Origin of the sequence: Nocardiopsis sp. TSRI0078 (assembly GCF_001905145.1) — a bacterium.
GTDB lineage: Bacteria > Actinomycetota > Actinomycetes > Streptosporangiales > Streptosporangiaceae > Nocardiopsis.
Window position 1 is genome coordinate 266,236 of record NZ_LWLB01000012.1, and the last position, 12,236, is coordinate 278,471.

Annotated in this window: 10 protein-coding genes; 2 read left to right on the forward strand and 8 right to left on the reverse strand. The window is 72.1% G+C overall.

The window, feature by feature from the left end:
* Nucleotides 1-121: 121 nt before the first annotated feature.
* From A6A08_RS11565 to A6A08_RS11600, 8 genes are all read right to left on the reverse strand, one after another.
* Nucleotides 122-679 (reverse strand): CinA family protein, encoded by a 558-nt coding sequence (locus tag A6A08_RS11565; protein WP_073702557.1) that lies wholly within the window; start codon nt 677-679, stop codon nt 122-124.
* On the reverse strand, nt 676-1,281 hold the full coding sequence (pgsA, locus tag A6A08_RS11570; RefSeq protein WP_073702558.1) for a CDP-diacylglycerol--glycerol-3-phosphate 3-phosphatidyltransferase: 606 nt from the start codon (nt 1,279-1,281) through the stop codon (nt 676-678). Before pgsA ends, A6A08_RS11565 begins: the two co-directional genes overlap by 4 nt.
* Nucleotides 1,278-2,714: a 30S ribosomal protein S12 methylthiotransferase RimO gene (rimO, locus tag A6A08_RS11575; protein ID WP_073702559.1), complete on the reverse strand. Its 1,437-nt coding sequence runs from the start codon at nt 2,712-2,714 to the stop codon at nt 1,278-1,280. The genes pgsA and rimO overlap by 4 nt, the downstream gene beginning before the upstream one ends.
* Before the next feature lie 171 nt (nt 2,715-2,885).
* Entirely contained in the window at nt 2,886-4,121 is a 1,236-nt protein-coding gene (locus tag A6A08_RS11580) for a helix-turn-helix domain-containing protein (RefSeq protein ID WP_073702560.1), read from the reverse strand.
* Between the two features lie 211 nt (nt 4,122-4,332).
* Nucleotides 4,333-6,849 (reverse strand): DNA translocase FtsK, encoded by a 2,517-nt coding sequence (locus A6A08_RS11585; protein WP_073702561.1) that lies wholly within the window; start codon nt 6,847-6,849, stop codon nt 4,333-4,335.
* A 245-nt stretch (nt 6,850-7,094) separates the two neighbouring features.
* Nucleotides 7,095-8,780 (reverse strand): ribonuclease J, encoded by a 1,686-nt coding sequence (locus A6A08_RS11590; RefSeq protein WP_073702562.1) that lies wholly within the window; start codon nt 8,778-8,780, stop codon nt 7,095-7,097.
* Nucleotides 8,777-9,748 carry a 4-hydroxy-tetrahydrodipicolinate synthase gene (dapA, locus tag A6A08_RS11595; RefSeq protein WP_073702563.1) on the reverse strand — a complete coding sequence of 324 codons (972 nt, stop codon included), beginning with the start codon at nt 9,746-9,748 and terminating at the stop codon, nt 8,777-8,779. The genes A6A08_RS11590 and dapA overlap by 4 nt, the downstream gene beginning before the upstream one ends.
* 340 nt (nt 9,749-10,088) lie before the next feature.
* A complete protein-coding gene (locus tag A6A08_RS11600) occupies nt 10,089-10,469 on the reverse strand; it encodes a phage holin family protein (protein ID WP_073702564.1) in 381 nt (126 codons plus the stop codon).
* Between the two features lie 98 nt (nt 10,470-10,567).
* Between A6A08_RS11600 and A6A08_RS11605 the strand changes: the two genes are divergently transcribed.
* Together A6A08_RS11605 and A6A08_RS11610 are read left to right on the forward strand one after the other, a co-directional pair.
* Entirely contained in the window at nt 10,568-11,122 is a 555-nt protein-coding gene (locus A6A08_RS11605; protein WP_073702565.1) for an N-acetyltransferase, read from the forward strand.
* Nucleotides 11,123-11,263: 141 nt separating this feature from the next.
* Nucleotides 11,264-12,136, forward strand: a complete 873-nt coding sequence (locus A6A08_RS11610) for a 1,4-dihydroxy-2-naphthoate polyprenyltransferase (RefSeq protein WP_073702566.1) — start codon at nt 11,264-11,266, stop codon at nt 12,134-12,136.
* Nucleotides 12,137-12,236 lie beyond the last annotated feature (100 nt).

The window sequence follows — 12,236 nt, forward strand, 5'->3', positions numbered from 1 at the left end:
CACCGTACCTGCCCCACGCCCGATTCGGGCACCTCTTGCCGTCCTGTTCGCTGGAGGGGGAACCTCGTCCGGGGGTGGTTTTGTTCCCCGGGACGAGGGGAGGAGGGACCAACCGAAAGGTTCAGGCCCGGGTGCTTCCCTCCGCGCTCCCGCGAACGACCGAGTCCAGGAGCGACAGTGCCCCCTCGACCGTTCGGTATCGGATACCCGCACGGTCCCCGGTGAAACGGAACTGGTGGACACGGGTCTGATCACCCGGCGTGGCGACGGCCACGTGGACGGTGCCGACGGGCTGTCCGTCCTGGGCGTCGGGGCCGGCCACGCCGGTCACCGCGACGCCGTAGTCGGCCCCCAGCAGTCGGCGGACGCCGATCGCCATGTGCTCGGCCACCCCGGGGTGGACGGCGCCGTGTTCGGCCAGGAGGTCCTCGGGCACACCCAGCACACCGGTCTTGGTGTCGGTGGCGTAGGCGACCACGCCGCCCCGGTAGGAGCCGGAGGCGCCGGGAACGGCGGTCAGGTGGGCACCGATCAGGCCGCCGGTCAGCGACTCGGCGGTGGCGCAGGTGGCGCCGCGGTCCAGCAGGGCCCGGTGGGCGGCCCCGGCCGCGGTGAGCGCTTCGGGCAGGAACTCCAGCTGCTCCGGGCCCGGGCGGGCCCGGTCCTCCTCCCGCTTCACCCCGCGTGCCCCCTGCGGGCGCGGACCGCGCGGACGGCCTCGATCACGTAGGTCAGGCCGGTCCACAGCGTGACCGCGAGCGCCGCGCCCATCACCACGTGGGCGAACCAGGTGAGGACCCCGCTGAGGGGGAGCACGTGCAGGGGGAACAGGTAGACGCTGATCGCGACGATCTGCAGGACCGTCTTGAGCTTGCCGCCCTGGCTGGCGGGCATGACCACGTAGCGCAGGACGGCGAAGCGCAGCGCCGTGACGCCCCACTCGCGGACCAGGATGGCGAGGGTGACCCACCACCACAGGTCGCCCTGCAGGGAGAGCACCACCAGCGCGGCGCCGGTGAGCGCCTTGTCGGCGATGGGGTCGGCGATCTTGCCGAAGTCGGTGACCAGGTTGCGGCGGCGGGCGATCTCGCCGTCGACGCGGTCGGTGATGGCGGCCAGCACGAAGACCGCGAAGGCGGCGAACCGCCACCAGGAGCCGTCCAGGAACATGAACCACACGAAGAGCGGCACCATGACCAGGCGGCTCATCGTGAGGATGTTCGCGATGTTCCACAACGGGACGCGGGGGGCGGGCGTGGCCGCGGGCTCGTGGTCGCTCATCTGTCCGCGGCTTCCGGCTGGGCGTCGTCCTGCTCCGCGACGAGGTCGGCGCCGGCCGACTGGACGACGGTGGCGCGCACCAGGTCGCCGACGGCGAGGCCCTCGCCGTACAGGATCGTGCTGCCGTCCACCTCGGGCGCCTGGTGCTCGGCGCGGCCCTCGTAGGCGCCGTCCTCCAGCACCGACTCCACCAGGACCGTCACCTGCGAGCCGATCCGCTCCTCGGCGCGCTGGGCCATCAGCTCCTCGGAGAGCCGGTTGAGCCGGTCCACGCGCTCGGCGACGACCTCGTCGGGCAGCTTGCCCTCGTGGCCGGCGGCCTCGGTGCCGTCCTCGTCGGAGTAGCCGAACACGCCGATGGCGTCCAGGCGGGCCTCGGCGAGGAAGGAGACCAGGTCCTCGAACTCGGCCTCGGTCTCGCCGGGGAAGCCGACGATGAAGTTGGAGCGGGCTCCGGCGCCGGGGGCGCGGCCGCGGACCGTGCCCAGCAGCTCCAGGAAGCGCTCGCGGTCGCCGAAGCGCCGCATACGGCGCAGGAGGGTGCCGCTGGCGTGCTGGAAGGACAGGTCGAAGTAGGGGACCACGCCGGGCGTGCCGGTGAGGACCTCCACCAGCCCGGGGCGGACCTCGGCGGGCTGGAGGTAGCTGACGCGGACCCGCTCCAGGCCCTCGACGGCGGCCAGGCGGGGCAGGAGCTTCTCCAGGGCGCGCACGTCGCCCAGGTCCTTGCCGTAGGAGGTGGAGTTCTCGCTGACCAGGAACACCTCGCGGACGCCCTCGCCGGCCAGCCACTCGGCCTCGCGGACGACCTCGTCGGGGTGGCGGGAGATGTAGGCGCCGCGGAAGGTGGGGATCGCGCAGAAGGTGCAGCGCCGGTCGCAGCCGGAGGCGATCTTGAGGTTGGCCACCGGGCCGCCGGTCAGGCGGCGGCGCGGGATGGCGGCGCGGTAGGGCAGCTCGGTGCCCTCGGCCCCCGCGGAGTCGGAGAAGTGGCCGGGCACGTGCGCCTGGGAGGCGTCGCGCTCGGCCGGGCTGATCGGCAGCAGGGTGCGCCGGTCGCGGGGGTCGTGGGGAACCAGGGACCGCCCGGCCACGACGTCGTCGAGGCGGTCGGTGATGGCGGCGTAGTCGTCGAAGCCGATGACCTGTGCCTCGGGGAGGGCCTCGGCGAGCTCGGAACCGTACCGCTCGGCCATGCACCCGGCGGCGACGACCTTCCCACCCGTCGAAGCGGCCTCCAGGAGGGTCTCGATGGAGTCCTGTTTGGCCGCATCGATGAATCCGCAGGTGTTGACGAGGGTGACGTCGGCCTTGGTGTCGCCGTCGACGAGGTCCCAGCCGCCGGCCGACAGGCGCCCGGCCAGCTCTTCGGAGTCGACCTCGTTACGCGCACACCCCAGGGTGACGAGTGAGACAGTACGGCGCGATGACATGGCTTCCAAGCGTGTGGGAGAGCTTCGAGTGGTGCGGGGGCCGGACCGGCGACGGTTGGGCCATGTCCGGGCGCGACGTCGCATGGCGCCGCCCGCGGCCCCCCACACTACCCTGACCGGCCCACCCGCCCGTACCCCGGCCCGGGTTCGCACCCCCGGACGGCGGTGCCGTCACCGGACCAGTCCGTCCGCGCCGATGGTGACCTCCTTGGCCTCCCCCGGCAGTCCGAGGGGTTCGAGCTCCTCGCCGTCGACGGTGACACTGACCGCCCCGGCGTCGCCGATCCACAGGTTGAGGTTCTCCTCGGCCACGTACTCCTGCTTCTCGCCCTCCAGCAGGAAGCCGACGTACAGGCTCTCGTCGTCGGCCCCCGTGACCTCGATCCAGCTGCGGGAGGAGGCGCTGAGCCCGACGGTGAACTCGGTGGCCTCCGCCGGGGCCGCCTCGCCCGCCTCCGCCGCGCCGCCGGGGTCCACTGCGGAGCCGACGGTGCTCTCGCCGACGGAGGAGTCGAAGGCGGCCCGCAGCGGGTTGCCCGCGTCCCAGTCCTGCCACGTGCGGACGCCGATGAGGACGGACAGGACGACGATGGCGGCGACCATGGCCCAGGGCCAGTGGCGCCGGACCGCCTCGATCCGCCGGTGTCCCGTGCCGAGGGGACGCGGCGTGGGCCTGCGGCCGCGCGCCCTGCCGGCCCCGGCGTGCCTGCCGCCCCGGAACACGCCGTTCGCCGGCCTGCCGTACACGGGGATCCCGTTCCTCGGCCCGCCGTGCGCCTGGTGACCGTCGTGGGGCTGGTGGCCGTCGTGCGCGTGGGGCCCTCCGTGCACGTACTCCTCATCGGGGTCGTGGTAGCCGTCGTGGTACCCGTCGGGGACGTGGTACCCGCCGCTGTACGCCTCCCCGGTCCCACGGGGCTCGGGAACCCGCCCGGCCCCGGCATCGCGGTGCTCCTTCCCCTTGGACCGGCGGCCCAGGATCTGCCCGCGTTCGAAGTGGCCCCAGCGCTGGGCGCCGACACCGGAGTCGTCGTCGCCGAAGCGGTGCGTCGGCGACGGGGACCGCGCGTCCTCGCGCGCGGCCGCCGCGGCGCGCGCCGCGGCGGCCGCGCGGATCCCCTCGGGCGTGGCCGCCGGGTGGCGCTGCGGAGGAACGAAGGCGGGTATGGCACCGCTGGCGTGCTCGCGGTCGTACTCGGCCAGGAGCGGTGCCGGGTCCAGGCCGAGAGCGCGGCAGATGCCGCGGATGTGTCCGCGTGCGTAGAAGTCCCCGCCGCAGGGGACGAAGTCCTCCTGCTCGATGCCCATCAGGACGGTTTCCCGGATACGTGTACGGGCGCTGAGGTCCGCGACCGTGTGACCCGCCGCGACTCGGGCGGCGGACAGGGTCTGGCCGATCGTCGCCATGCGCACTCCCCCCGCTACTGTGCGTTTATACCGGGACCTACTCTGCCTTCTCAAGGGGCGTTTACGCAGGTCACCACGCCCCATGAAGCCCCCAAGATCACACCAAATCGGGCAGGCCAGTTGCTAAGGGATGCGAGTGGAGGTTCGGGAAAGTCCGTGACACCTGGGCCATCGGCCCCCGGCGGCCCGGGGCCCGGCCCCGGAAAGCGGGTCAGGAGCCGCGGATGTCCTGCAGGACGGCGGGCAGGTCGTCGGGGGTGACCAGCACGTCGCGGGCCTTGGACCCCTCGCTGGGACCGACCACGTCGCGGCTCTCCATGAGGTCCATCAGGCGGCCCGCCTTGGCGAAGCCGACGCGCAGCTTGCGCTGGAGCATGGACGTGGACCCGAACTGGGTGGTGACCACCAGTTCGACGGCCTGCAGGAGCAGGTCGAGGTCGTCGCCGATGTCCTCGTCGATCTCCTTCTTCTTGGTCTCGGGGGCGGCCACGTCCTCGCGGTAGCTGGGCTCGGCCTGCTTCTTGCAGTGGTCGACGATCCCCCGGATCTCCTTCTCCGCCACCCACGCGTTCTGGAGGCGGATGGGCTTGCCCGCACCCATCGGCAGGAAGAGGGCGTCGCCCTTGCCGACCAGCTTCTCGGCCCCGGGCTGGTCGAGGATGACCCGGCTGTCGGACAGGCTGGAGGTGGCGAAGGCCAGGCGGGAGGGCACGTTGGCCTTGATCAGGCCGGTGACGACGTCGACGCTGGGCCGCTGGGTGGCCAGCACCAGGTGGATGCCGGCGGCGCGGGCCAGCTGGGTGATGCGCACGACGGCGTCCTCCACGTCGCGGGGGGCGACCATCATCAGGTCGGCCAGCTCGTCCACGATCACCAGCAGGTAGGGATAGGGCTCGTACTGGCGCTCGCTGCCGGGCGGGGCGGTCAGCTCACCGGTGCGCACGGCGGCGTTGAAGTCGTCCACGTGCCGGTACCCGGAGGCGGCCAGGTCGTCGTAGCGGCGGTCCATCTCCCCCACCACCCACTGCAGGGCCTCGGCGGCCTTCTTGGGGTTGGTGATGATGGGGGTGATCAGGTGAGGGATACCCTCGTACATGGTCAGCTCGACCCGCTTGGGGTCGACCAGGATCATCCGCACCTCGTCGGGCGTGGCGCGCATCATCAGGGAGGTGATCAGCCCGTTGATGCAGGTGGACTTACCGGCACCGGTGGCACCGGCGACCAGCACGTGCGGCATCTTGGCCAGGTTCGCGACCACGTTGGAGCCCTCGACGTCCTTGCCCAGGCCCACCAGCATGGGGTGGTCGTCCGAGGTCGCCGCCGGTGACCGCAGCACGTCGCCCAGGCTCACGATGTCCTTGTCGGTGTTGGGGATCTCCACACCGATCGCGGACTTGCCGGGGATGGGCGACTGGATGCGCACGTCGGCGCTCTTGACGGCCAGGGAGATGTTCTTGGCCAGGGCGGTGACCTTCTCGACCTTGACCGCCGGGCCCAGCTCGATCTCGTAGCGGGTCACCGTCGGGCCGCGGGTGAAGCCGGTGACGTCGGCGTCGATGTTGAACTGGGTGAGCACCCCGGACAGGGCCGCCACGACCTCGTCGTTGGCCTTGGTGCGCGGCTTGACCGGGCTGCCGGGCTTGAGCATGGTCGGGGCGGGCAGCTCGTAGTCGCCCTCCACCACGCGGGAGGGGATGGTCAGCTGCTCGGCGGTGGCGGGCGCCGGCGTGGGTTCGGGGACCTCCACCTTCTTCTTTCGCGCGGGCTTCCTTCCCGCCGCGGCCTCCTCGGCCGGCCCCGCCCCCGTCTCCTCGGCCAGGGCCGGCGGGGCTGCCTCCTCCTCGTCCTCGGGCGCGGGGGCCACGGACCCGCCGGACAGCACCGGACTGTCGTAGGGGCGCTCGTGGTTGCCCGCCACGGTCGCGCCGCCCCTCTTCCCGGGCTTGCGCCTGCGCGGTCCGGAGGGCTTCCCCGCCGTGTCGGCGCCCAGGACGCCGAGCCCCGAGTCGGGCCCGCCGTCGCGCTCCAGGAGCACGGCGAACAGGGTCTGCAGGCGTTCGGGGATGCGCCGGATGGGGGTGGCGGTGACCACCAGGACGCCGAAGACCAGCACCAGGAACAGCAGCATCCCGGTCAGCCAGGGGGTGACCACGGCGCTGAGCGGCCCGGAGGCGACGAAGCCGATGAGCCCGCCCGCCTCCTGGAGGGCCTCCAGGCCGTCGGAGGGCTGCGGGATGCCGCGGGCGATGTGGATCAGGCCGAGCAGGCCCAGCGTGATCGCGGTGAAGCCGATGAACAGCCGTCCCGCGTCGCCCTCACGTCCGCTGCCGGGGGTCCGCATCAGCTTGACCGCGATCGGCAGGAACAGCAGCGGCAGGATCGGGGAGAACGTGCCGAAGCCGCCGGCCACGACCATGCGGGTGTACTCCAGCAGCAGCCCCTCGCTGCGCCACCACACGGCGGCGGCGATGAGGACCCCTGCGGCGAGCAGGACCAGTCCGACTCCGTCGCGGCGCAGGTCGGGGTCCAGGCCCCGGGCACTGCGGCCGACCGCGCGGGCGGAGCCGCCGACGGTGTGCGCGACCAGCTTCCACAGCACCAGCAGGAACTGTCCGAACATGGTGACGGCGAAGGCGATCGGCCCGTCGGGCATGCGCTTCTTCGCGGCGGGCCTGCGGGCGGCGGGCTTCTTGCGTCCGGAGCCTCCGGAGGAGGCGCGCGTGGCCATCGGGGGTCACCTCCGGGAGGACGGGGTCGTTCGGACGGACGGGCAGGACGGCCCGCCACGGCGAGCAGCCTACTGAAGTGTCCACGCCGTCCGCCCGCAACGGGGCGGCGTGTCGTCCGAACGGGTCGGCGCGGCCGTCCCTTCCGCCCGGCGGCCGGGACCATGCGGCACGGGGCCCGGGAACGCGGGCGGCCCGGGCGCGCCGTGACGCGCCCGGGCCGCCCGCCCACCGTGTTCCGTCCGGGTCAGACCTCGACCAGGACGGGGATGATCATGGGCCGGCGCCGGTAGGTGTCGTTGACCCAGCGTCCCGTGCTGCGGCGGATGAGCTGCCGCAGCTGGTGGGGGTCGTTGACCCCGTCCCGCGCCGCCTTGTCCAGGGCGTCCTGGATCCTGTCCACGACGTCGTCGTAGGCGTCGGCTCCGATGCCGGCGCCCCGGGTGTGGACCTCGGGCTCGCCCAGGATCTTGCCCGTGGTGGAGTCCACCGCCACGACGACGGAGACGAAGCCCTCCTCGCCGAGGATGCGGCGGTCCTTGAGCGCGGCGTCGGTGACGTCGCCGACCGAGGAGCCGTCCACGTACACGTAACCGGCCTGCACCGCGCCGACGATCTTGGCGCGGTTCTTGTACAGGTCCACGACCACGCCGTCCTCGGCGATGACGATGCGGTCGTTGGGAACGCCCGTGAGCCTGGCCAGGTCGGCGTGGGCGCGCATGTGCCGCCACTCGCCGTGCACCGGCATGAAGTTGCGCGGGCGCACCATGTTGAGCACGTACAGCAGCTCGCCCGCGGGCGCGTGCCCGGACACGTGCACCAGGGCGTTGCCCTTGTGCACGACCTTGGCGCCCCAGCGGGTCAGCCCGTTGATCACCCGGTTGACCGAGTTCTCGTTGCCGGGGATCAGGGAGGAGGCGAGCAGGACGGTGTCGCCCTCCTCGATCCGGATCTGGTGGTCCCGGTTGGCCATCCGGCTGAGCGCGGCCATCGGCTCGCCCTGCGAGCCCGTGCAGATCATGAGCACCTCGTCCGGGCGCACCTGGTCGAGCTGCTTGACGTCGATGATGGTGTCGCCGGGAACGTTGAGGTAGCCCAGGTCGCGCGCGATGTTCATGTTGCGGACCATGGAGCGGCCCACGAACGCGATCTTGCGCCCGTGCTGGACGGCGGCGTCGATGACCTGCTGGACGCGGTGCACGTGCGAGGCGAAGCAGGCCACCACGATGCGCTTCTCGGCCTGCCGGAACACCTTGTCGATGGCCTCGGTCAGGTTGCGCTCGTTGATGATGAAGCCGGGCTGCTCGGCGTTGGTGGAGTCCGACAGCAGCAGGTCGACGCCCTCGTCACCGAACCGGGCGAAGCCCGCCAGGTCGGTCAGGCGGCCGTCCAGCGGCAGCTGGTCCATCTTGAAGTCGCCGGTGTGCAGCACCGTTCCGCCCGGGGTGCGGATACCCACGGCGAGCGCGTCCGGGATGGAGTGGTTGACCGCGAAGAACTCCAGGTTGAAGGGGCCGCACTCGTGGCGCTCCCCCTCCTCCACCAGGACGGTCTCCGGCTTGATGCGGTGCTCGCCCAGCTTGGCGGTGATCAGCGCCAGGGTGAGCTTGGAGCCGATGATCGGGATGTCGGGCCGCTCGCGCAGCAGGAACGGGACACCGCCGATGTGGTCCTCGTGCCCGTGGGTGAGCACGACCGCCTCGACGTCGTCGAGCCGGTCCCGGATGTGGTCGAAGTCCGGCAGGATCAGGTCGACGCCGGGCTGCTCCTCCTCGGGGAAGAGCACGCCGCAGTCCACGATGAGCAGGCGGCCGCCGTACTCGAAGACCGTCATGTTGCGGCCGATCTCGCCGAGGCCGCCCAGGGGGACGACGCGCAGGGCGCCCTCGCCCAGGGGCGGCGGCGGGCCCAGTTCGGGGTGCGGGTGACTCATACGGATCCCTCCGTGAGGCGCTCGACGCGCACGGCGCTGGCGGGGACGGCCTGGTGCGGGGCCAGGCCGATGGGGCCCTTGACGCCCGCGGCGGCCAGGTCCTCGCGCAGGAGGGCCTGGAGCTCGGACGATGCGTCGGCGAGCGGTGTGCGCACGGGGCCGGACGGCAGCCCGAACAGGTTGAGGACGGCCTTGGTGGTGATGACGCCCTGGGTGCGGAACATGCCGGTGTAGACCGGGGTGAGGCGGCGGTGGATGGCCAGGGCCTGGCCGACCTCGCCCTTCTCGAAGGCGTCGATCATGTCGCGCAGGTCGGAGCCGACGATGTGGCCGACGACGCTGACGAACCCGGCGGCGCCGACGGACAGCAGCGGCAGGTTGAGGATGTCGGTGCCGCAGTAGAAGGCCAGGTCGGTGCGCTCCATGACCCAGGAGCTGGCGCCGAGGTTGTCCTTGGCGTCCTTGTTGGCCACGATGCGCGGGTGCTCGGCCAGGCGGACCAGGGTCTCGGAGGCGATCGGCGTCCCGGTGCGGTGCGGGATGTCGTAGAGCATGACCGGCAGGGCGCTCGCGTCGGCGATCGACGTGAAGTGCCGGATGAGGCCTTCCTGCGGCGGCTTGTTGTAGTACGGGGTGACCGCCAGCAGGCCGTGCGCCCCCGCCTTCTCGGCCGCCTGGGCCAGCCTGATGCTGTGGCGGGTGTCGTTGGTACCGACCCCGGCGACGACCGTGGCGCGGTCGCCGACGGCCTCCACGACGGCCCTGAGAAGGCGGTCCTTCTCGTCGTCGCTGGTCGTGGGCGACTCGCCGGTGGTGCCGCTGATGATGAGTCCGTCGTTGTGCTGCTCGTCGACGAGGTAGGTGGCCAGTCTGGCCGCGCCCTCGTAGTCGAGCTCCCCGTCTTCGAGCATCGGGGTGACCATCGCGGTCAACATCTTGCCGAACGGGCGGTTCTTTGTGTCCACCATCGTGTGTGAAAGGCGTGCGGACCGCCGCCCGCGGGCGGTGGGGTCCGTGGTAGCCCCTCCTCCTCTCGGTGTGCGTCGGCAGCTGTGGATGTCCCGTGTCTTCCGTGCACGGGTGGGCGGCGCTGCGTGTCCGCCACCGCGACCGGCGTGTACGCGACGGTTGCGGGGAAGATCTGTGGTGCCCCTGGGGGCGCGGGATCGGAGTCCCGCCGGGCCACCGTCCTCGTGGGTCGAGGTTGATGGCTCCGAAGCTGTGAACCTACCCGCCCCGGGCCCGTGCCATCCGGCCGGGCCCGGGGTCCGCACGCAGTTCAGGGCGGACGGGAGGGTGTGGGAAAGGCTAGTCGTCCCCGCGGTCGGGGAGGAACATGCTCAACAGCCAGCTGACGATGGTGACGACGATCGCACCCCAGAAGGCGGGCCAGAACCCCTCGATGTGGAAGGGCAGGTCGAACAGCCCGGCGATCCAGTTCGTGAGCAGGAGCAGGAGTGCGTTCACCACCAGGCCGATCAGGCCCAGGGTCAGAGCGTAGAACAGGCACCCGACCGCTTTGACGATCGGTTTGATGACCGCGTTGACCACGCCGAAGATCGCGCCGACGGCGAGGTAGACCAGGATCTGGCCGACCGTGTCCTGCGCCGTGACATCGATCCCGTCGATCAGGAAGACCGCCGCCCAAAGGGCGAGCGCGTTCACGATAACTCTGATAATGAGGCTCACAACGTAGATGTTCCCATGCCGTGGCAAGGTCCCGAAACTCCGGCGTAGGTGACCTTGCCTTCAGGCGTGTCGCACGCCCCCTCGAAGGAGACCCCGCCGTGTCCAGTGCCCAGTTCGTCCGTCCCGCCCGCGCCTCCGACGTGGACACCGTCGTCGACGTCCAGGTGGCCTCCTGGCGGGCGGTGTACGGGGCACTGCTGCCCGAGGACGTGGCCGGGGCCCTGGGCGGCGAGGAGGCCCGTGCGCGGTTCCGTGAGCAGTGGACCGCGGCCCTGCAGTCCCCGCCGACCTCCAGGCACAGGCTGGTGGTGTCCACCGACGAGGTCGGCGGGGTGCGGACGGTGACCGGGTTCGCGGCGTTCGGCCCGGCCGGGGACCCGGACCTGTGGCCCGCCACGGACGCGGAGGTGTTCGCCCTGCACGTGGACCCCCCACGGGCGCGCCAGGGACACGGCAGCCGCCTGGTGAACGCGTGCGTGGACCACCTGGTGGACGACGGCTTCGACACCGTGCACGTGTGGGTGCCCGAGGCCGACAACGCGCTCCGCGCGTTCTTCGAGGCCTCCGGGTGGCGCCCGGACGGCGCCCGCCGCGAGATCGACATGGGCAGGATGCTCCCGATGGTGCGCCTGCACGCGGCGATCTCCCGCTGAGCGGGCCCTCCCGTCCCGGTGTCCGGGCCGGTACGGGTGGACGCGGGTTGGGGGCCGCCCTGGGCAGGGACTACCTTGGGGTGGTTGTCCCGGCGCGCACCGGATGGTACGCGCCGTCGTCGAGCGGGGAGGGACCGGCGCGTGGCCACGGTCAGTGAATGGGTCTCGGGGCTGCGCCCCCGTACGCTTCCGAACTCCGTCGTGCCGGTGGCGGTCGGCACGGCCCTGGCCTTCGCCCTGGACGGATTCGTCTGGTGGAAGGCGCTGCTGGCCCTGGTGGTGTCCATGGCGCTGCAGGTCGGCGTGAACTTCGCCAACGACTACAGCGACGGGGTGAAGGGCACCGACACCGAGGAGCGGACGGGGCCGGTCCGGTTGACCGCGACCGGCCTGGCCGCGCCGAGGCAGGTGCTGGCCGCTGCCCTGGGCAGCTTCGCCTTCGCCGGTGTGGTCGGTCTGGTCCTGGTGGCGGCCTCCTCGTGGTGGCTGCTGCTGGTGGGCGCCCTGGCGATCGCGGCGGCCTGGTACTACACCGGCGGCCGCGCCCCGTACGGGTACCGGGGCCTGGGCGAGGTCTCGGTGTTCGTGTTCTTCGGCGTGGTGGCCGTGGTGGGCACGGTGTTCGTGCAGCTGGGCTCGGCGCCGTGGCAGGCGTGGGTGGCGTCGGTGCCGGTGGGGCTGCTGTCCTGCTCGGTACTGGTGATCAACAACCTGCGCGACATCCCGACCGACCGCGGGACCGGCAAGATCACCCTGGCCGTGCGGCTGGGCGACAGCGGCACCCGCCGCCTGTACGCGGGCGCGGTCGTGGTCGCCTACGCGGCGGCACTGGCGCTGACCCCGGTGTCCTGGTGGACGCCGCTGGTGCTCCTGTCGGTGCCGCTCGCGGTGCCGCCGCTGCGGCGCGTGCTGGGCGGCCAGGTCGGCCGCGACCTGGTGCTGGGCCTGGGAGAGACCGGGAAGCTGCAGATGGCCTTCGGCGTGCTGCTCTCGGTCGCGCTGCTGCTGGGCTGACGGCGCCGGCTCCCGGGGCCGGGCAGGCTCCGGGGACTTCCGGCAGTCGGTATCGGGGTGTTCGCCTATGTGTGTCCCCGTGTACCTGGGTAACCTCTCA